The 20,705-nt window shown below is 42.3% G+C and carries 16 protein-coding genes and 1 other RNA gene; 4 read left to right on the forward strand and 13 right to left on the reverse strand.

Annotation, left to right across the window (positions count from 1 at the left end; translation table 11 throughout):
• Nucleotides 1–15: 15 nt before the first annotated feature.
• From mnmA to FZC76_RS08100, 4 genes are all read right to left on the reverse strand, one after another.
• Nucleotides 16–1,131, reverse strand: a complete 1,116-nt coding sequence (gene mnmA / locus FZC76_RS08085; RefSeq protein WP_148987732.1) for a tRNA 2-thiouridine(34) synthase MnmA — start codon at nucleotides 1,129–1,131, stop codon at nucleotides 16–18.
• 175 nt (nucleotides 1,132–1,306) lie between these two features.
• Nucleotides 1,307–2,458, reverse strand: a complete 1,152-nt coding sequence (locus tag FZC76_RS08090) for a cysteine desulfurase family protein (protein WP_148987733.1) — start codon at nucleotides 2,456–2,458, stop codon at nucleotides 1,307–1,309.
• Nucleotides 2,459–2,505: 47 nt separating this feature from the next.
• A complete protein-coding gene (cymR, locus tag FZC76_RS08095) occupies nucleotides 2,506–2,922 on the reverse strand; it encodes a cysteine metabolism transcriptional regulator CymR (RefSeq protein ID WP_047969452.1) in 417 nt (138 codons plus the stop codon).
• 32 nt (nucleotides 2,923–2,954) lie between these two features.
• Nucleotides 2,955–3,593 carry a YczE/YyaS/YitT family protein gene (locus FZC76_RS08100; protein WP_262372494.1) on the reverse strand — a complete coding sequence of 213 codons (639 nt, stop codon included), beginning with the start codon at nucleotides 3,591–3,593 and terminating at the stop codon, nucleotides 2,955–2,957.
• A 208-nt stretch (nucleotides 3,594–3,801) separates the two neighbouring features.
• Here FZC76_RS08100 and FZC76_RS08105 point away from each other — a divergent pair, with 208 nt between their 5' ends.
• Both FZC76_RS08105 and FZC76_RS08110 read left to right on the forward strand, forming a co-directional pair.
• The gene (locus FZC76_RS08105) at nucleotides 3,802–5,073 is read left to right on the forward strand and encodes a replication-associated recombination protein A (RefSeq protein ID WP_148987735.1); all 1,272 of its coding nucleotides are present in this window, start codon (nucleotides 3,802–3,804) and stop codon (nucleotides 5,071–5,073) included.
• A 111-nt stretch (nucleotides 5,074–5,184) separates the two neighbouring features.
• A complete protein-coding gene (locus FZC76_RS08110; RefSeq protein ID WP_148987736.1) occupies nucleotides 5,185–5,886 on the forward strand; it encodes an RsfA family transcriptional regulator in 702 nt (233 codons plus the stop codon).
• Nucleotides 5,887–5,935: 49 nt separating this feature from the next.
• Here FZC76_RS08110 and FZC76_RS08115 read toward each other — a convergent pair whose 3' ends face one another.
• A complete protein-coding gene (locus tag FZC76_RS08115) occupies nucleotides 5,936–6,703 on the reverse strand; it encodes a tRNA threonylcarbamoyladenosine dehydratase (protein WP_060665145.1) in 768 nt (255 codons plus the stop codon).
• 200 nt (nucleotides 6,704–6,903) lie between these two features.
• Between FZC76_RS08115 and FZC76_RS08120 the strand changes: the two genes are divergently transcribed.
• On the forward strand, nucleotides 6,904–7,359 hold the full coding sequence (locus tag FZC76_RS08120; protein ID WP_148987737.1) for a sunset domain-containing protein: 456 nt from the start codon (nucleotides 6,904–6,906) through the stop codon (nucleotides 7,357–7,359).
• Nucleotides 7,360–8,189: 830 nt separating this feature from the next.
• Here FZC76_RS08120 and ssrS read toward each other — a convergent pair.
• The 4 genes from ssrS to FZC76_RS08140 form a co-directional block, all read right to left on the reverse strand.
• A non-coding RNA gene (ssrS, locus tag FZC76_RS08125) (6S RNA) lies at nucleotides 8,190–8,379 on the reverse strand.
• Nucleotides 8,380–8,443: 64 nt separating this feature from the next.
• A complete protein-coding gene (gene aspS, locus FZC76_RS08130; RefSeq protein ID WP_148988029.1) occupies nucleotides 8,444–10,216 on the reverse strand; it encodes an aspartate--tRNA ligase in 1,773 nt (590 codons plus the stop codon).
• 6 nt (nucleotides 10,217–10,222) lie between these two features.
• Nucleotides 10,223–11,503, reverse strand: coding sequence for a histidine--tRNA ligase (gene hisS / locus FZC76_RS08135; protein ID WP_148987738.1), 1,281 nt, complete (start codon nucleotides 11,501–11,503; stop codon nucleotides 10,223–10,225).
• Nucleotides 11,504–12,059: 556 nt separating this feature from the next.
• Complete coding sequence (locus FZC76_RS08140) at nucleotides 12,060–12,236, reverse strand: hypothetical protein (protein WP_060665182.1); 177 nt, start codon at nucleotides 12,234–12,236, stop codon at nucleotides 12,060–12,062.
• Nucleotides 12,237–12,368: 132 nt separating this feature from the next.
• Between FZC76_RS08140 and FZC76_RS08145 the strand changes: the two genes are divergently transcribed.
• On the forward strand, nucleotides 12,369–14,156 hold the full coding sequence (locus tag FZC76_RS08145; protein WP_148987739.1) for an SH3 domain-containing protein: 1,788 nt from the start codon (nucleotides 12,369–12,371) through the stop codon (nucleotides 14,154–14,156).
• A 265-nt stretch (nucleotides 14,157–14,421) separates the two neighbouring features.
• Here FZC76_RS08145 and dtd read toward each other — a convergent pair whose 3' ends face one another.
• The 4 genes from dtd to recJ all read right to left on the reverse strand — a co-directional run bounded on the left by dtd (nucleotide 14,422) and on the right by recJ (nucleotide 20,337).
• Nucleotides 14,422–14,862: a D-aminoacyl-tRNA deacylase gene (gene dtd / locus FZC76_RS08150; protein WP_148987740.1), complete on the reverse strand. Its 441-nt coding sequence runs from the start codon at nucleotides 14,860–14,862 to the stop codon at nucleotides 14,422–14,424.
• Between the two features lie 20 nt (nucleotides 14,863–14,882).
• On the reverse strand, nucleotides 14,883–17,081 hold the full coding sequence (locus FZC76_RS08155; RefSeq protein ID WP_148987741.1) for a RelA/SpoT family protein: 2,199 nt from the start codon (nucleotides 17,079–17,081) through the stop codon (nucleotides 14,883–14,885).
• Nucleotides 17,082–17,464: 383 nt separating this feature from the next.
• Complete coding sequence (locus FZC76_RS08160; protein ID WP_148987742.1) at nucleotides 17,465–17,977, reverse strand: adenine phosphoribosyltransferase; 513 nt, start codon at nucleotides 17,975–17,977, stop codon at nucleotides 17,465–17,467.
• 14 nt (nucleotides 17,978–17,991) lie between these two features.
• A complete protein-coding gene (recJ, locus tag FZC76_RS08165; protein ID WP_148987743.1) occupies nucleotides 17,992–20,337 on the reverse strand; it encodes a single-stranded-DNA-specific exonuclease RecJ in 2,346 nt (781 codons plus the stop codon).
• Nucleotides 20,338–20,705 lie beyond the last annotated feature (368 nt).

Below are 20,705 nucleotides of genomic sequence, written 5' to 3' on the forward strand. Positions count from 1 at the left end.
TCGAGGTTTTCTCTTTTATCCTACATACCAAAGTTTTTCATTGTTTTTGAACACATGATCAATCGTTCCCCCACCAAGGCATTCATCACCATTATAAAAGACAACTGCTTGTCCAGGAGTGATCGCTCGAACCGGCTCATCAAAGATAACCTTCACTTTATTATCTTCTAAATGCTGAATCGTCACTTTGTTATCTGCTTGACGATAACGGAATTTAGCCGTGCACTCTGTACCATCTGCCGGTGGGTTGTCAGACACCCAGCTGATATCGGTAGCAGTGATGGAATCAGAATATAACAATTCGTTATGGAAGCTTTGTCCTACATAAAGGACGTTCTTTTCTAAATCTTTTCCGATAACAAACCAAGGATCCCCGCTTCCACCGATCCCAAGACCGTGACGCTGTCCAATCGTATAATACATCAATCCATCGTGCTTCCCTTTCACTTCTCCGTCCATTGTCAACATGTTGCCAGGTTGAGCTGGAAGGTAACCGCTTAGGAATTCTTTGAAATTGCGTTCTCCGATAAAACAGATACCTGTGCTGTCTTTTTTCGTTGCAGTTGCTAAGTTGGCACGTTTAGCAATTTCACGCACTTCAGATTTTTCGATATTGCCAATTGGGAACATTACTTTAGATAGTTGTTCTTGGCCCAATTGATTCAAGAAATAGGTTTGATCTTTGTTGTCATCAAGGCCGCGAAGCATTTTGTATTCGCCATCGCGGAATTCTACTTGCGCATAGTGGCCTGTTGCCAAATAGTCTGCTCCAAGGTCCAATGCATGCTCAAGGAAAGCCTTGAATTTTATTTCTTTGTTGCACATTACATCAGGATTTGGCGTACGTCCTGCTTTGTATTCATCTAAGAAATATTGGAACACTTTGTCCCAGTATTGTTTTTCAAAATTTACCGCGTAATAAGGGATACCGATTTGGTTGCAGACACGGATGACATCATTGTAGTCTTCTGTTGCTGTACAAACTCCGAATTCATCGGTGTCGTCCCAGTTTTTCATGAAAATGCCGATTACATCGTAGCCTTGTTCTTTTAAAAGAAGTGCGGCTACGGATGAATCTACTCCACCTGACATTCCTATTACTACACGGGTATCTTTTGGTGCTTTTGTCATCTTGATCACCCCGTATTTCATTTATTTATTCCGTTTACCTCTGTAGATTTCCGTTCCAGGTGTTCGCTTTCCTAGGGACGGTGCTTGAGCCTCCTCGGCTGCGCCTGCGGGGTCTCAACCTACCGTTTTCTCCCCTAGGAGTCTCACACCTTGCACTCCAATCTACAGGGAGATCTTATCTACTATTTCGTGTTAGCCGTTTTACTACTTTGGCTGTTTCTTTGGCAGCTTGTGTGATGTCTTCGATTGTGTTTCCCAGTCCAAAGCTGAATCGAATGGAGGAAGCAATTTTGTCTGAGTCTTTTCCGAACATGGCTACTAGGACATGAGACGGATCGATGGACCCTGCGGTGCATGCCGATCCGCTTGACACTGCAATACCTGCCAAATCCATATTAACCAATAAGGACTCTACATTGGTCCCTGGAAAATATACATTCAGCACATGGGGTAAAGTTTCTTCTGAACCGCTGTTAACTTCAAAAGACACATCTTCATCGCGCCAAACTTGTAGCATCGTTTTTTTAAAGCTATTATACAAAGCCACTTTTTCTTTGGCTTGCTCCATACTTAATTCAATCGCTGTTTTCAATCCAACGATTCCAGCAACATTTTCGGTGCCTGCTCGTCGTTTGCGTTCTTGTTCGCCACCATAGGTCAAGTTGGAGAATGTTGTCCCAGACCTTGCATATAAGAAGCCGACTCCCTTAGGACCGTTTATTTTGTGGGAGGACATGGAAAGAAAATCAATGCCTTGTTCTTTTACATGGATAGGAAGAAGTCCGAAAGCTTGTACAGCATCTGTATGAAAATAAGCTTGATGTTCCTTCAATAAATCGCCAATTTCGTTAATAGGCTGAACCGTGCCTACCTCATTATTTCCATACATGATGGTGACAAGAATGGTTTGGTCGGTAAGTGCAGCTTTTAAATCAGCTAATTCTATCTGTCCATGTTGGTCGACAGGCAAATACGTTATTTCAAAGCCTTCTTTTTCTAATTGCTCACATGTATGAAGAACCGCATGGTGTTCAATTTGGGTTGTAATGATATGATTACCACGCGTTTTGTTGGCTCGAGCAACCCCGATAATGGCTAAGTTATCCGCTTCTGTTCCGCCACTTGTAAAAATGATTTCTGTTTCTTTCGCACCGATGGAAGTGGCTGCAACGTGCCTTGCTTCATCAACGAGATGTCTTGTTTTTCTTCCAAATCCATGGATACTGGAAGGGTTTCCGAAATCCTCTCTCATGACAGGAAGCATACTATCGAGGACAGCTGGGTGCATGGGTGAGGTTGCCGCATGGTCTAAATAAATCTGTTTCAATGAGGACGCCTCCTTTCCTACTAGTTAATGTTCCCCTGTTCCACTGCTTAGATGTAGAACATATATGCTTCTTGATCTCCGCCTTCATAATTGGCTAAATCATCAAGTGTTGTACTATCCAATACGTCTTTAACCGCATCACGGATCCGAATCCATAGCTCTCGTTTCGCTGGTTCTTCATCGTCAATTACTTCAACCGGGCTAATTGGGCCTTCAAGGACACGAATAATATCTCCAGCCGTAATTTTCGTTGGTTCATCAGCTAAAATATAACCACCATACGCCCCTCTTATACTTTTTACAAGTCCAGCGTTACGAAGTGGTGCAATTAATTGCTCCAAATAATGCTCCGAAAGGTCATGCGTTTGCGCAATCGTTTTTAACGAAAGTGGACCTTCTCCCACATTTTTTGCAAGTTCAATCATAATGGTCAATCCGTAACGTCCTTTGGTTGAAATTTTCATCTCCGAACACCTCTACTCTTTCTATTCAGTTTCTATATTTGAAAAGTTACCTTTTTATCTTTTTTATGTTGAATTTTATCAAGTAATGAGTCCGTAGCCCTTTGACAGGCAGGCAACGTCAGGCCGACGATGCTTCCGATGGTTAGACTGAATAGTATGGTACCGATAAAGACAGGTCCACCTAAAAGCCAACCTAAACATAATACTACTAATTCCATTCCTAATCTAATATATTGCACTTTCCACCCTGTCACTTCCGTCAATGCAATCATTAGACTATCTCTTGGCCCTGCACCACAACGGGAGGAAATGTAGACACCAATTCCAATTCCGATTACTACTACACCTAATAACAGCATGGCAAGCTTCCCGATAAACAGTTCTGGCGTGTGCAATTGTGGGATCATCATATACAAATCAATGAAGATTCCGACCATCAGCATATTCAAAAAAGCTCCTAATGGAGGCAATTTTTTCGTAATCATAGTAGAAATCATCAAAATAAAAAAGCCCACAATAATGGACCAGGTACCAATCGTGAGTCCAATTTGGTAGAAGAGTCCAATGTGAAAGACATCCCATGGCGCACTGCCCAAGTCAGCACGTATCATTAAGACAATTCCAAAGGCCATAATAAACAGCCCGATAAAATAGATGGCCCATTTTGCCATAAACAACCTTCTGCCTTTACTCCGCTCTCCTTGCATGCAGCCTCTACCCTTCTGTCTTTGCTTGTTTCTGTATCTTATTAAAATCTATCCTATTATAGCATAATTGCAAAGGATTTACATTTTGTCTGTTTTGTTTTAATGCATGATACTAATTATGGTACAGTGGGTATGGGACACTAGATGTCATTGTACGCAGGAAGGTGTTTAAATGAACAATAAACCACTGGCCTTTCGGATGAGGCCTCGCACCATAGATGAAATGGTAGGTCAGGAGCATCTTGTAGGAGAAGGGAAAATCATTCAACGAATGGTAAAAGCAAAACATCTCTCCTCTATGATTCTTTACGGGCCACCAGGAATAGGAAAAACGTCCATCGCCACAGCTATTGCCGGCAGTACACAATATGCATTCCGGACATTAAATGCGGTGGTACATAATAAAAAAGACATGGAAATTGTAGCAGAAGAAGCAAAAATGTCAGGCAAGGTCATTCTTATTTTGGATGAAGTGCACCGACTTGATAAGGCGAAACAGGACTTTCTGTTGCCTCACCTTGAAAATGGACGAATCGTATTGATTGGAGCCACTACAAGCAACCCTTATCATGCAATCAACCCTGCCATTCGTAGCAGATGCCAAATTTTCGAGCTGCATCCTTTGTCTGTAGCGGAAATCAAACAAGTCATCACGCAAGCGCTGCAAGACGAGGATCGCGGTTTAGGTGACTATCAAGTTGAACTGGATGACAGTGCATTGGAGCATTTTGCAAATGGTTGCGGCGGGGATGTTCGCTCTGCGTTAAATGCATTGGAGCTAGCCGTACTTTCCACTACTCCAGATGATGATGGAAAAATAATGATTGGGGTTGAAACGGCTGAAGAATGTCTACAAAAGAAAAGCTTCTATCATGACAAGGATGGGGATGGGCATTATGACGTATTATCCGCGTTTCAAAAGTCCATTCGCGGCAGTGACGTAGATGCAGCTCTTCACTATTTAGGGCGTTTGATTGAAGCTGGCGACCTAGTCAGCATAGGAAGACGGCTGCTTGTAATCGCTTATGAGGATATCAGCCTGGCCAATCCGCAAGCAGGAGCACGAACTCTCTCTGCAATTGAAGCGGCAGAAAGACTTGGATTCCCAGAAGCAAGGATCCCTTTGGCAAATGCGGTTATCGAACTTTGCCTGTCCCCTAAGTCAAACTCCGCTTATAAAGCGCTGGATGAAGCCTTGGCTGACATTAGAAAAGGACTAGTTGGCGAAGTTCCTGCCCATCTTAAGGACGCACATTATAAAGGGGCAGCCGCACTTGGCCGAGGCGTTGAATATAAATATCCGCATGACTACCCTAGCGGATGGGTTGCTCAGCAATACTTACCGGACAAACTGAAACATAAATCCTATTACAAACCAAAAGACACGAGCAAATTCGAAACTGCCCTTGGGCAAATATATGAAAAAACGAAGAAGAAAAGATAAGGGGGACGCGTTTTCCCCTTATTTTTTATGTTAATCTAGTAAACTTCCGTATATTCCTCTTCTTTTCTGGAAAAGATGGTAGAAAACGACCGTTTTAAGGAGTGGATTATAATGAAAGTAAGACAAGATGCATGGTCCCATGAAGATGATTTATTGCTTGCTGAGACTGTTTTACGATACATAAGAGATGGTGGTACGCAACTTGCAGCCTTTGAAGAAGTCGGGGATGCCTTAAATCGAACATCCGCCGCATGTGGATTCAGATGGAATGCAGAAGTCAGAAAAAAATATGAACCTGCTGTTGCTATAGCAAAGAAACAACGAAAAGAGAAAAAACGAGCACAAGAAAAGCTAGCAAAGCAACAACCAAAAAGCGAATCTGTTACACAAAAGAAAGCTACCAATCAACCAATTGAAATGGAATGGCTGCCTGCACCAAAATTAGATTCTAATGAAAAGGACAGCCTATCATTTGAATATGAGATGGAAGAAGACGAAGAATACGCACCGCTTCCAGTGCGAAAAGAACAAGCAACTATGGCTGCATCTTCTTCCATTACCCTTGAGGATTGCATTCATTTTTTACAAAATTTTCACCAACACCAGAATTCCGATTATCGCTTGCAGTTGGAAAGTGATAGACTTCAAAAAGAGAATCAATTGCTGAAACAGAAAAACCAATCCCTTGAAAAGCAGCTTAAGAATTTAGAAGAACAACAAGTTGCGATAAACGAAGACTATGAAATGCTTGTCCAGATTATGGATCGTGCAAGAAGATTGACCGGCAACAACGTGCAAGATGAAGTGATGTGAAAATGAAAAGAAGGCCTCGTCATCAGTTGACGAGGCCTTCTTTCTTTTATTATTGCTTTCCACCGACACGTTGAATTTTTACATCTTTCAATATGTCATTGATTACGTATCCACCAAGGATAAGTCCCGCAACAGATGGAACAAATGCATTGGAGGAAGGTGGCATTTTTGCTTTGCGAATTTCTGCATTATCATTTCCTACCGTTTTACGAACATCCTCACGAATCACGATTGGGCTTTCATCTGAAAATACCACTTTGATCCCACGGTGTATCCCTTCTTTACGAAGGCGTGTGCGGATGACTTTTGCAATTGGATCTGTATGCGTCTTGGAGATATCCGCCATTTTGAAACGGGTTGGATCCATCTTGTTTGCCGCTCCCATACTGGAGACCATTGGTATCTTGCGTTTTAGACACTCTTTCATTAAGTGAATTTTATAGGAAATCGTATCAGAAGCATCAATCACATAATCTAGGCCGTAGCTGAAGAATTCTTCGTACGTCTCTTCTGTGTAGAACATTTTAAGTGCTATTACTTCACAGTCAGGATTGATGTCCTGGATACGTGCTTTCATCAGATCAGCTTTTGGTTGACCAACTGTGGACATAAGTGCATGAATCTGACGGTTTACATTGGTGATATCCACATCATCTTTATCGACTAAAATAAGACGGCCTACACCGGAACGCGCCAACGCTTCTGCTGAGAAAGAACCTACCCCGCCAATACCTAAAACTGCAACCGTGCTATTTTTAAGGGTTTCTAAACCTTCTTTACCTATTGCCAATTCGTTTCGTGAAAATTGGTGTAACACTGCATATCAACTCCATTTATCGCTTGTTTCATTTTTCATGTCTTTTAAAGATTGTACCCGAAATCGAATATAACATACTTTGGGTGAAAAGCAAGTAGTCGGATAGGAATTTTTCTTTTTTACGAATTGGGTTTCAATACCTTATAATAAAGGGAATAGTAACTGAATATTATTTTTTTATTGAAAGCGGGGAGTTTGTATTGAAGAATCTATTAAAGGCCTTATCTTACTTCTTAGTTATTGGCAGTGGTTTAGTAACAATCTTTCGCTTGAACAAAACAAATAAGCAGTTAATGGCAAGGGAAACAACATCTTTTCAAGTGAAGCAAACGTTGGAAGCGATCGCTGCAACATTGGAGAAAACTCAGGAAAGCGAGCGCAATACTTTAGCGGAAAGCAAACAAAGTACGTTGGATCCTGTTAAAGATGAAGATCTGACCGTTTTGACTCCAAAAGAAGATTTAGAAAAAGATGACGAAGTAACGGAAGAGGAACAGCAAGAGGCTCCCCCATTAATAAAAGCAAACAAGAATGCGCGTGGTGAATACATTTATCACGTTCCAGGCGGCGTTTTCTATGAGCGCACGACTCCGGTGGAATGGTTTCATACAGAAGAAGAGGCGCAGGCAAAGGGGTACAGAAAGTCGGCAAGGTAGAGTATATGGTACAACCTTCATTTGGAGTGAGGGTTGTTTTTTTTGTACTTTTTGGAAGGCGAAGGTGATATGAGGACAATGTTGTCGGGGTTTCACTGTCTCGGGGAGTCATACGAACCCTATGAGGACAATGTTGTCGGGGTTCCGCCTTCTCCGGGAGTTATAGGGCCCCTTTGAGGACAATGTTGTCGGGATTACGCCTTCTCCGGGAGTCATACGAATCCTATGAGGACAATGTTGACGGGATTCCGCCTTCTCCGGGAGTCATACGAGCCCTATGAGGACAATGTTGACAGGATTCCGCCTTCCCCGGGAGTCACACGAGCCCTATGAGGACAATGTTGACGGGGTTCCGACTTCTCCAGGAGTCATACGAACCCTATGAGGACAATGTTGTCGGGGTTTCACCTTCTCCGGGAGTCATACGAACCCTATGAGGACAATGTTGACGRGATTCCGCCTTCTCCGGGAGTCATACGAACCCTATGAGGACAATGTTGACGGGGTTTCACCCTCTCCGGGAGTCATACGAACCCTATGAGGACAATGTTGACGGGGTTCCGCCTTCTCCGGGAGTCATACGAACCCTATGAGGACAATGTTGACGGGATTCCGACTTCTCCGGGAGTCATGCGAGCGCTATGAGGACAATGTTGTCGGGATTCCGCCTTCTCCGGGAGTCATGCGAGCGCTATGAGGACAATGTTGACAGAATTTTAGCTACTCCGGGATTCGTACAACAAAATAAGCACTTTTTTAAATCACTATAAAGACACAAAAAAACCGGTATGCCGCATTAAAGCGAGTACCGGTTTTTGATCCGTATGTAGGCAAGTCCCAATCGTGCCGTCGTCGATGCCTTCGTTTTGATCCCCGCTCACAGCAGGTGGGTGCTCTGTTTCATGCGTGTAGTAAGTCCTCACGAGGAAGGCATTTACGCAGCGACGAAAACTCTGAGCTCCCGTATAATCTATTGTTCGGTCAAAACAATAGGTTATACGACGAACACATCAGGACTTGCGACTTCTTGAAATAATATTAACACACAGGGTATAGGTTTTCAACTTTTACCGTATGGGAAAATCTACTCTTTTTTGACAGCTAGCGACAAATGTAACTCGTCTAATTGCCCACCTGCAACTGGACTTGGCGCTTCTGTCAGGATGCAGCTTGCACTTGCCGTTTTAGGGAATGCAATCGTGTCACGAAGATTCGTTCTTCCTGCCAACAGCATCACTAAACGGTCTAAACCAAGCGCGATTCCACCATGTGGAGGAGTTCCGTATTCAAATGCTTCTAGAAGGAAACCAAACTGCTCTGTTGCCTCTTCTTTACTGAAACCAAGTACTTCAAACATTTTTTCCTGAATGTCACGTTCGTAAATTCGTAAAGAACCTCCACCTAACTCATAACCGTTCAATACTAAATCGTAGGCTTGAGCACGAACTTCACCTGGGTTTGTTTCAAGCATTGGAAGGTCTTCGCGAACCGGCATCGAGAATGGATGGTGAGCGGCAAAGTAGCGGCCTGCTTCCTCATCGTACTCTAGTAACGGCCAGTCAGTTACCCATAAGAAGTTGAATTTGCTTTCGTCAATCAGACCAAGCTCTTTTCCAAGCTTTAAGCGAAGAGCACCTAGTGCATCTGCAACAACAGATTTTTTATCTGCCACAAAAAGGATCAAGTCCCCTTCTGCAGCATCTAGGGATTGGATGAATCCTTGTTGTTCTTCTTCATTGAAGAATTTTGCGATTGGTCCCTTCAAGCCTTCTGCTTCTACCTTTAACCATGCTAGACCTTTTGCCCCGTAAACAGCAACAAATTCAGTTAAAGCATCAATGTCCTTGCGGGAATATTTGCTTGCCGCATCTTTTACATTGATTGCTTTTACTTGACCTCCATTATTAACAGCTGCGCTGAACACTTTGAATCCACAGTCAGCAACTTGCTCGGACAGGTCAACAAGTTCCATTTCAAAACGAGTATCCGGCTTGTCAGATCCATATCTGTTCATGGCTTCCTGATACGTAATACGAGGGAACGTTTCTGGTACATCCACATTTTTCGTATTTTTCATTACCATTCTCATCATATCTTCCATCATACCGATAATTTCTTCTTGTGATAAGAAGGAAGTCTCAATGTCGACTTGTGTGAATTCAGGCTGTCTGTCTGCACGAAGGTCCTCGTCACGGAAGCAACGGGCAATCTGGTAATAGCGCTCCACACCTGAAACCATCAATAGTTGCTTAAAGATTTGTGGAGACTGTGGCAACGCGTAAAATTCACCTGGGTGTACTCGGCTTGGTACTAGATAGTCGCGTGCACCTTCTGGCGTGCTTTTAGTCAAAATAGGCGTTTCTACTTCCATGAACTGTTGATCGTTCAAAAATTCTCGGATAGAACGTGTTACGTCATGACGCATTTTCAACGTGTCAAACATAACAGGACGGCGAAGATCCAAGTAACGATATTTCAGACGGATATCTTCGTTCACTTCTGTCTTGTTGTCCAATACGAATGGTGGTGTTTTGGCAGCATTCAAAACTTCAATTGCCTCTGCATGCACTTCAATTGCACCTGTTTTCAAGTTAGGGTTTATTGTTGCTTCGTCACGGGCAACCACTTTTCCTTTAATATACAAAACGTACTCGTTACGTACACTTTCAGCAGTTTTTAAAGCTTCTGCGGAAACGTCTGGATTGAAAACAATCTGCACAAGTCCTGTACGGTCACGGAGGTCTAGGAAAATAAGTCCTCCAAGGTCACGGCGCTTTTGCACCCAGCCTTTTAATTCAATTGTTTCACCGATGGATGTTTGTGGAACTTCGCCACAGTTATATGTTCTACCTTGCATCATCATTTATCTCTCCCCACTTTTCTTTGCTGATAGGAATGCTACCGCTTCTTCAAAAGCAACTTCCTGCTGCTCGCCTGTTTCCATTTCTTTGATCGAGACGACGCCTTTTTCTAACTCATCATCACCAAATACGATGGTGTATTTTGCTTGCAGGCGGTCGGCCGCTTTGAATTGTGCTTTCAGTTTTTTATCTTGATAGTCTTTTTCGGCTACAATTCCTGCTCTTCTTAAATCAAAAAGTAGCTTTACTGCAGTTTCTTTTGCTTTGTCTCCAAGTGCGACTACATAACAATCAATAGAATCTTCAAATGGAAACTTCACATTTTCAGCTTCCATAGCAGATATTAAGCGCTCAATGCTTAATGCAAATCCGATACCAGGTGTTTCTGGTCCACCGATTTCTTGGACCAACCCGTTGTAGCGTCCTCCACCACATAAGGTTGTGATGGCACCAAAACCTTCTGATGTGCTCATGATTTCAAATGCTGTGTGGTAATAATAATCAAGTCCGCGGACCAAATTTGGATCAATTTCATATTGAATGCCTAGTGCAGAAAGATAAGCTACCACTTTATCAAAATAAGCTTTGGACTCTTCATTCAAGTAATCTAGGATAGATGGTGCAGTTGCCATCAATTCATGATCGCGGTCCTTCTTGCAATCAAGAATTCTGAGAGGATTTTTCTCGAGTCGTCCTTGGCAATCCCCACAGAACTCGTTGATTCTTGGTTGGAAGTGATTGATCAACGCATCTCTGTGAGCCTGACGACTTTCCTTATCACCTAAGCTGTTGATCACAACTTTTAAGTTTTTGAGACCTAAGCTTTTATATAATTCCACAGCCAAAGCAATCACTTCTGCATCAATGGATGGATCATTGCTTCCAAGTGCTTCAATACCGAACTGAACAAATTGACGGAAACGCCCAGCCTGTGGACGTTCGTAGCGGAACATCTGGCCAATATAATAAAGCTTTGTCGGTTGCGTAGGTGAACCAAACATTTTGTTGTTTACATAAGAACGCGCTACTGCAGCTGTTCCCTCTGGGCGAAGAGTAAGGCTTCTTCCACCTCGATCTTCAAATGTATACATCTCCTTCTGTACCACATCAGTCGTATCCCCAACACCTCTTAAAAACAACTCCGTGCTCTCAAAAATCGGCGTCCTGATCTCCTTAAAATTATATAACTCACAAATCTCCTTCGCCTTCGTCTCAATATACTGCCACTTCTCCACCGTCCCAGGTAAAATATCCTGCGTACCACGCGGTATCTGAATCGCCATTTACGGTTCCTCCTTATAAAGGGGTCAGACCCCTCTTTCGTTATTTAAAGTGGTAAAGAGGGGTCTGACCCTCTCTACGTTAATTCGTTATATCAATAAAGCAATTTACATATAAAAAACTCCCGTCCCTTGTTTAGAAACTAAACAAGGGACGGGAGTTGTATGTCCCGTGGTGCCACCCTAATTGAAGTAGTTTGAAGGCTTAGCATAGCATGTTAATTAAGAATTAAGATGCTGTGTGCCTATGGTTACTTCCACTCAAGCAGTTAACGCCTGCAACGTCCATCTCCTAATAGAGCGTTTTTCACGGCCTGCCTACAATACCAATTCGGCAAACAAGTGAAATGATGCTTTTTCAGAGCGGATCCTACGGAGTGTTCATTCATTAGGTCATCAAGGGGAAATGCTTTCAGCCCAGGGCATTTCTTCTCTTTCCATGTGGTTCCCAACTACTGTTCTCCATCATCGGTATCTTATATTTTAGTCCATTAACGCGACTAGTTGTTATGTAAGATACTTGCTAGTATATATACTTTCAAATCAAATTGTCAAGGCTTTATTGAATTCGGTTCAATTGTTTTTTTAATGACTTAACATCGCGCATCGTAATACCGAACTCTGATGCCAGTTCCACGTATGTGGAATCTTTCTCTTTTTCAATGAAATCATGAAAACTTACCCCAAAAACATCTCTACTTCCATATGCACGATTATGTTTTTCACTAAATTTCATCTTTTTACGCTCCTTTTTTGCTACACTAGTATTTATCCTGTCCCTTTTTTACCTGTTTCTTTCAAAAATAGCAGGAATTTTTTTCACTTTTGTAGAAAAAGACGTTTGAACTATAAATGAGGAGGACAAAATTTGGGTCACAAAGTACATATTTTTCTTATTGCACTCTTATTATTTTCTACCATCTTTTCTTTTTTTGACCCTTCCGATGTGCAAGCAAATAGAACGGTCGTAGTGGCAACCGATGTATTGAACGTGAGGGAAACACCGGATGCAAATGGTACCATCATTTCCAAAGTACAACGTGGTGAATCTTACCCTGTTGTGGAGAGCCAAGGAGAATGGTTAAAGATTCAAGTTACTTCATCCAAAACCGGGTGGGTGGCGTCCTATCTTGTAACTGAAAGCAGTGAAGGCGCTCGCTCCACTGCATCCAGATCAAGCGATGACGCCAATGTACAAATTCTAACCGATGACCTTCGCGTCCGATCAGGTCCAGGTACAAATTTTTCTGTAGTCGGTTTCCTTCATACAAACGCGGCATCGGTGCAATATCTTGAGGAAAATGAAAACTGGGTAAAAGTTCATTCCGATGGAGTAGAAGGTTGGGTGGCAAAAGAATTCGTTACGATTCTTGCTAAAAAGAAGAAAGAACAACAGACCGAAACACCAGAAGAAACAGAACAAACAGAAGAACCAGGAGGGCAAAGTGCCACGATCACAACAGACGGCTTGAACATTAGGAGTGAACCTTCAACCCAAAGCGAAGTGCTTGGCTCTTTATCAAGTGGTCAACAAGTAGAGGTACTTGCCATTCGTGGAGAATGGTTGAATATCTCATATAACGGGACGGTAGGCTGGATACATAGTGATTACGCGAACATCATAAATTCCCCTTCTGGCACACAAAATTCAGGGGGTTCTACAAAAGTGGAAGCAACCATTAAAGTTGCCGGCCTTAATGTAAGAAATGAGCCCACTCTTAACGGTAAAGTGTTGGAACAACTTCCAGAAGGTACAGTTGTCATGATCATCAGTGAGAGAAATAACTGGTGTGAAATAGAATATGATAATGGGAAGACGGGGTGGATTGCTGGTTGGTTTCTAGAAAAAAGCGGTGTTTCATCGCCGCCTTCATCTACAAGCAGCGACGGAACCATTGTTATCGTGGATGACGCCACCAATATCAGAAGTGCGCCTTCCACCGACTCTAAAGTGATATTGCGAGCAGACGAAGGAGAAGAATTCTCTATTGTAGGAGTGGAGGACAACTGGTATAAAATTAAGCTGCAAGACGGATCAGAAGGGTTTGTTGCTGGATGGATCGTGGCAACAAAAGGAAACACCACCAGCATAAATAGAGCTGGTGCTGAACAATATTTATCCAATAAGGTGATAGTCATCGACCCTGGTCACGGGGGACGAGATGTGGGGGCAATCGGAGTGCAAGGAACGTTTGAGAAGGATTTAACACTTCGAACTTCTCTTCTTTTACAAGACAAACTGAAAGCAGCAGGCGCCACCGTGTATATGACTAGAATGTCCGATACATCGGTTCCTTTGCAATCCAGACCGCAAATGGCAAACTATCATGGCGCAGACGTCTTTTTGAGCCTCCATTATGATAGTATTAATGATCCAAGCGTTACCGGAACGACTACTTATTATTATGGCGCATCTGATCAGGACCTGGCGGATAGTGTCCATTCCTCTCTTGTACAATTTACAAATTTACGAGACAGAGAGGTACGCCAAGAAAACTACTTAGTATTGAGAGAAAGCATGCAACCTGCCCTTCTTTTAGAGTTAGGGTATATCAGTAACCGCGGAGAGGAAATTACTATCCTGACAGGTGATTTCCAGGAACGGGCATCCACTGCTATCTATCAGGGGTTGGCTCAGTATTTTAGAGGGAATTGACTAATTATACGGAATGAATGGAGGACCTATAGAAGTGTGGGGTCCTCTTTTTGTTGTTTCAGACGTGTACACTTTTGTTATTGTAACTTTTTCGGAGGTTATTGTAACTTTTTCTTTAGCGATTGCAACTTTTTTCAAGCTTATTGTAACTTTTCCAGCAGTTATTGTGATAATGGTACAATTTGACTACCATCTTGTCCCACAATTCCACAAAAAAAGCCGGCCACTCACCTCCAAATAAAGGCATGCGACCAGCTTCCAATAATTATTTACTTTCCACAATCAATGTAACAGGTCCGTCATTGACAAAATCTACGTCCATCATGGCACCGAACCTACCCGTCTCCACCGTCACACCTTTGCCGCGCAACTCCTCGTTAAACGCTTCATAAATGGTTTCTGCATGATCAGGCCTTGCAGCGTCCATAAAATTAGGACGGCGCCCCTTCCGGCAGTCGCCATATAAGGTGAATTGAGAAACGGAAAGAATTTGACCTTTCACATCAAGTAAGGAAAGGTTCATTTTATCCTGCTCATCTTCAAAAATACGGAGGTTTGCCACTTTTTCCGCAACATATGCCGCATCTTCCGTAGTATCCTCATGCGTGACACCAACGAGTAGCATTAATCCGCGATCAATTTTTCCTACTACATCGCCGTCCACACGTACTTCCGCTCTTTTTGCTCTTTGTAAAACAACCCTCATCCTAACAAAACCTCACTAACTTACTGCATTATTCTTCGAACAGCATAAATATCGGAAATCTGTTTGATTCGCTCAACCACTTTATGCAAATGGTTGATATTATGAATCGCAATAGCCATATGGATGGTTGCCATTTTGTTTCGATCAGAACGGCCGGAAACTGCCGTAATATCGGTCTTCGTTTCGTTAACCGCCTGCAACACTTCATTTAACAAGCCGCGACGGTCGTAGCCTGTTATTTCAATTTCCACATTGTATTCGCGGTTGTCTTTCACATCGCTTTCCCAGTCCACATCGATAAGGCGGTCGTTCGTACCTTCTGCTTCAACGTTTGCACAATCTGCACGGTGAACGGACACACCACGTCCTCTTGTAATGAAACCAACAATCTCGTCTCCCGGGACAGGGTTACAGCACTTCGAAAGGCGTACCAGCAAGCTGTCAATCCCTTGTACGACAACACCTGCGTCTTTGCGCTTTTTGACTGGAGCTGTTTTCTTTTTCTCGGCATTCTCCGTTATATCTGTAATTTGTTGTTCTTTATCACGCTGACGACGCTGTTTTTCAGTCAAACGGTTTGCCACCTGGAGAGCGGTAATTCCGTTATAGCCGACTGCGGCAAACATATCATCTGCTGTCATAAAGTTAAATTTTTCCGATACGCGGGTAATGTTTTCAGCATTCAGAATTTCCTTCAGGTCAAAATCCATTGCCTTGATCTCTTTTTCAACAAGGTCACGGCCTTTTTCCACATTTTCTTCACGGCGCTGCTTTTTGAAGAACTGACGGATTCTGTTTTTCGCCTGAGAGGTCTGGGCAAGCTTTAACCAGTCCTGGCTTGGACCATAGGAATGCTTGGACGTCAGGATCTCAATGATGTCACCAGTTTTTAACTTATAATCCAATGTGACCATTTTCCCGTTCACTTTAGCACCAATTGTCTTGTTGCCAATTTCAGAGTGAATACGATAAGAGAAATCAATCGGTACAGATCCGCTAGGAAGCTCAATTACATCCCCTTTTGGAGTAAAAACGAACACCATATCAGAGAATAGATCAATTTTTAAAGACTCCATGAACTCTTCTGCATTAGTGGCATCATTTTGCCATTCAAGTATTTCACGGAACCATGTTAATTTTTCTTCAAAAGATGCGCGGTCGTCAGCTTCTTTGTCCTCTTTATACGCCCAGTGTGCGGCAATCCCGTATTCTGCTATCTGGTGCATGTCACTTGTGCGGATTTGCACTTCCAAAGGATCTCCCTTGGGACCGATAACGGTTGTATGAAGCGATTGATACATATTCGGTTTTGGCATGGCAATATAGTCTTTAAAGCGACCTGGCATGGGTTTCCAGCATGTGTGAATAATTCCAAGGACGGCATAACAGTCCTTGATGCTGTTCACGATAATCCGCACAGCTAATAAATCGTAAATCTCGCTAAACTGCTTGTTTTGTTTAGCCATTTTACGATAGATGCTATAAATGTGCTTAGGACGCCCAGAAAGCTCAGCAGTAATTTCTACTTCTTCAAGGCGGTCGTTTACTTCATCCATAACCTCGGAAATATACTGTTCACGTTCTGCACGTTTGCGTTTCATCAGGTTAACGATGCGATAGTATTGTTGTGGGTTCAGGTAACGAAGTGCGGTATCCTCCAGTTCCCACTTAATTTTACTAATCCCCAAGCGATGGGCAAGCGGCGCAAAAATTTCAAGGGTTTCGTTGGAGATTCGTCGTTGTTTTTCTTGCGGAAGGTGCTTTAATGTCCTCATATTATGAAGACGGTCTGCAAGCTTAATCAAAATCACGCGGATATCTTGTGCCATCGCTACAAACATTTTTCGATGATTTTCCGCTTGCTGCTCTTCCTGAGACTTGTACTTAATTTTCCCAAGCTTTGTCACGCCGTCCACTAGCATTGCCACTTCAGCATTAAAGGCTTCCTTGATCTCCTCCAAGGAAACGGACGTATCTTCGACAACATCATGAAGAAACCCAGCCGCAATGGTAGATGGATCTAGATCAAGGTCCACAAGGATTCCTGCGACCTGTATGGGATGTATAATATAAGGCTCACCGGATTTTCGATACTGTTCTGCATGAGCGTTTTTCGCAAACTCATACGCTCTCTCTAAAAAGGCAATATCCTCACCCTTTAGATAGCGTCTTGCATTATCTATCACCTGGTCTGCAGTTAATACTTGCTCATTTGCCATATTTCTACTCACCTTTTTGACTTCTTTTTTTATTTTTACTAAACGAATCCTATTAGAAAAGCGCAAGCGCCTAGTGTAATCATTTTAATTTTTCTTACCATTATGGACAGATTTCTTTCGTTCTTTACTTGAATAGAACAAAAAAGTATATTGTTTTTATTATCGTGAAATTTTATGTAGATGTAAAGAGATTATGAGGGAAAAATAAAGATTTGTCGACAGATTTTTCAGGAATTGGTGTAAAAAATATACTTTTCTAATAAAAGCAGTCTTTTTTCCTATCTTTTTATTTTATTTATGAGAGCAGAAAATAGTACTAGGCCGTTATCATCATATATGAAAAAAACTAGAGCAATGCAATTGCCCTAGTCATTTAAAAAAGATTAATATTTCATTAATGTAAGAATATCGAATCCGTCTAATTTGCTGCGTCCATCCAAGTAGGATAACTCGATAAGGAATGCGATACCGGCAACCACCCCGCCAAGCTCTTCAACAAGCTTGATCGTCGCTTCGATTGTACCGCCTGTAGCAAGCAAATCGTCTGTAATCAATACGCGTTGCCCCGGCTTGATCGCATCTTTATGGATAGTCAGGACATCTTTGCCGTACTCTAAACCGTATTCTACACGTGCTACTTCACGTGGAAGTTTCCCTTCTTTACGAACCGGCGCAAAGCCAACTCCTAGAGAATACGCTACTGGACAACCAATGATAAATCCACGTGCTTCCGGTCCAACAATTAAATCTACTTCTTTATCACGAGCATATTCAACAATTTGATCTGTTGCATAACGGTATGCATCACCATTGTCCATTAACGTTGTAATATCCTTGAACTGTATACCAGGTTTTGGCCAATCAGGAACGATTGTTACGAATTTCTTTAAATCCATCTTCTATTTTCCTCCTATGAATGAACAGTGCATTGCTTGGTTAGATGCTGATCAAACCACGCTTTCAATTGTTTATATGATGAGTATAAAAACAAGTTTTCAAGCATCACTTGCTGTTGCTTTTTACGATAAGTTGGAGACTCTTCAAAGTCCCGTTTTTTCGCTGCATGGTTTAATGCGATAAAACCCTTGTCTATTGTAACAAATTCTAAGTCAAAAAACACCTGTGATATGAAATCCACTGTTTCTTTTGACCAGCCGCGGTGCTTAGCAATATCTTCAGCATGCTTTCTCAAGTCAAAAGAACCTTTTTTTGCAAGTAATGCGTAGAACCATTTAAAGTGTTCTCTTGTCGGAATCGTAGAGAAGAAATGATTCTCCTTTTGATAGAAGGAGGCATATATGCGGTCAGGTGTACTGTTGTGTAATAAATGGGACAGGTGCGCTTCTTCAGATGGGATATCCAAAATGACAACGTATTTTTCTGTCAAATCTACATTAGCATCCTCTGTTACCATACTTGCAAATGGACGTAATTCATTGTGCAGATTTATTTCTTCCAAAGTATTTTCATTAAAATATAGGATGTGGAGTTTCGTTTTATCTATTCCATTTAATGTTTGATTTAACTGTTTAATGGAACGAATATCGAAAAGCTGCCAATCTGTCACTCTTATATCTTTCAGGAAAAGTTGAGGCTTGCGGAAATTGTTCCACTCATTAATAGAGAGTTCCCCTAATACGTCAAGGGATGCTCCAGGGGCCACGTGATGATAGGTTTCACCAAAGCCAAAACCCACGCAATCCAGCGAACTTCCTTCCTGTTCAATGACCAGTTTAAGATGGTTGCTCTTGTTTCCAATCTGGCGAATCTGCTGCGGCAGAACATCTTTGACCAGCACTTTCGGTTTCGGATTGGCCACTCCGAATGGAGATAGCATTTCCAACTGCTCAATTGTTGAAAGTGTTACCTCCTCCACCTTGCACTCCATATCCACTTCTGTAATGGGAGTGAAGTCTTCTTCAGTCAGGATTTCTAACGCCTTTTGATTCATTCTTTGTCTTAGTTCTGTTACATCTTCTATTTTTAACGTCATCCCAGCTGCCATTGGATGACCACCAAAATGAGGCAAAATATCACGGCATTTTGAAAGATTCTCAAAAAGATCGAAGCCCGCAATGGAACGTGCAGATCCTTTTGCCAACCCTTTATCCTCATCAAGGCTCAACACGATAGTCGGTCTGTAAAAGCGATCTACTAGACGGGATGCGACAATTCCAATTACTCCTGCATTCCAGTTGTTCCCCTCTACTATAATGAAACCATTATCTTCAGGCGGGTATTTCTCTTCCACTTGTTGGATGGCTTCTTCTGTAATTTGGGTCACTATTTGCTGTCTCTCTTTGTTGTAACTTTCCATTTCCTCTGCAAGCATCTTAGCTTCTTCTGGATCATTTGTCATAAGCAGATGAACCGCCGGGTCTGCATTATCCAGTCTTCCTACCGCATTAATTCGCGGTCCGATCGAGAAACCAACCGTCTCTTCTGTTACCGTATGCAATTCCACTCCGCATTTTTGCAAAAGTGCTTTCAGTCCGACACGTGTGGTCTGTTGCATCTTTTTAATTCCTTTAGAGGCAAGCAATCGGTTCTCCCCTACTAATGGGACCAAGTCTGCAATAGTACCAATAGCAGCCACATCCAGCAGGTGCTCTGGATTTTTACCTAGGAGTGCATGTGCAACCTTATAGGCAACACCAACACCAGCGAGGTCATCAAATGGATAGGAGCAGGTTTCTTTTTTAGGATGAATGATGGCAAAAGCATCAGGCAATTCCGGTCCCGGCTCATGGTGATCGGTGATGATCAAATCCAAGCCTAGTTCTTTGGCAACTTTCGCCTCATAGAGGGCTGAGATACCTGTGTCGACTGTAATAATCAGAGAATACCCGTTTTCTTTTGCCTGTTTGAAGGCATTTTCATTTGGTCCGTATCCTTCTGTAAAACGATTTGGGATATAGAAATCTACCAGCGCGCCGACTTCACGAAGCGCAGTAACCATGACGGTCGTGCTGCTGACTCCATCTGCATCATAGTCACCAAACACAAGAATTTTCTCTTCATTTGCAATCGCTTGATTTACTCTCTCCACAAGCTTATCCATATCCTCCATTAAAAAAGGATCATGAAATTCTTGATCATTTGTATATAAAAATTCTTTTGCTGCATCTATTGTGTCAAACCCTCTGTTCACCAAAAGGGAAGCAATAAGAGGGGCAATTTCCAATGATTCTGCTAGTCGATCAACTAGCTCTCTATTCGATTCACTAATACTCCACCTAGATTTAGAAGCTAACAAACTAATTCCTCCCTTAGCCTAATTAATTATACAAGAGAGTTGTTCTTGCTTCAATGGGTGTAGATAGGGTACCTGACCCCAAAGACTAACAACCTATGTAACTTACTAGACAAAATGCTGGGGTCTGGTACCGCACTTAAGCTCTTAAGTCTATTTTTCAAATTTTTTTGCTGCTTTTGAGCATGCCTTTGAGCAAATGTCCGAAGTTTTTCCGAAGTTGACCGAAGTTTTTTGAAAGTTGTCCAAAGATTCCGCAAAATTGACCGAAGATTTTCAAAAGTTGACCGAACCAAAATTTCAATTGGCCGAACCCCCTACCAATTTTGACCGAACCACCCATCCAAATGTCCGAAGATCCCAAAATCTCA

The sequence above is a fragment of the Sutcliffiella horikoshii genome (assembly GCF_008180725.1).
GTDB classification, from domain to species: domain Bacteria; phylum Bacillota; class Bacilli; order Bacillales; family Bacillaceae_I; genus Sutcliffiella_A; species Sutcliffiella_A horikoshii_B.

Excerpts from the sequence above, each read along its gene's own strand:
- dtd (WP_148987740.1), bottom strand. The coding sequence starts at position 14,862 with ATGAGGGTTGTTTTACAAAGAGCAAAAAGAGCGGAAGTACGTGTGGAC.
- mnmA (WP_148987732.1), bottom strand. The coding sequence starts at position 1,131 with ATGACAAAAGCACCAAAAGATACCCGTGTAGTAATAGGAATGTCAGGT.
- FZC76_RS08110 (WP_148987736.1), top strand. The coding sequence starts at position 5,185 with ATGAAAGTAAGACAAGATGCATGGTCCCATGAAGATGATTTATTGCTT.
- FZC76_RS08155 (WP_148987741.1), bottom strand. The coding sequence starts at position 17,081 with ATGGCAAATGAGCAAGTATTAACTGCAGACCAGGTGATAGATAATGCA.
- cymR (WP_047969452.1), bottom strand. The coding sequence starts at position 2,922 with ATGAAAATTTCAACCAAAGGACGTTACGGATTGACCATTATGATTGAA.
- FZC76_RS08160 (WP_148987742.1), bottom strand. The coding sequence starts at position 17,977 with ATGGATTTAAAGAAATTCGTAACAATCGTTCCTGATTGGCCAAAACCT.
- aspS (WP_148988029.1), bottom strand. The coding sequence starts at position 10,216 with ATGCAAGGTAGAACATATAACTGTGGCGAAGTTCCACAAACATCCATC.
- hisS (WP_148987738.1), bottom strand. The coding sequence starts at position 11,503 with ATGGCGATTCAGATACCGCGTGGTACGCAGGATATTTTACCTGGGACG.
- FZC76_RS08140 (WP_060665182.1), bottom strand. The coding sequence starts at position 12,236 with ATGAAATTTAGTGAAAAACATAATCGTGCATATGGAAGTAGAGATGTT.
- FZC76_RS08100 (WP_262372494.1), bottom strand. The coding sequence starts at position 3,593 with ATGGCAAAATGGGCCATCTATTTTATCGGGCTGTTTATTATGGCCTTT.
- FZC76_RS08105 (WP_148987735.1), top strand. The coding sequence starts at position 3,802 with ATGAACAATAAACCACTGGCCTTTCGGATGAGGCCTCGCACCATAGAT.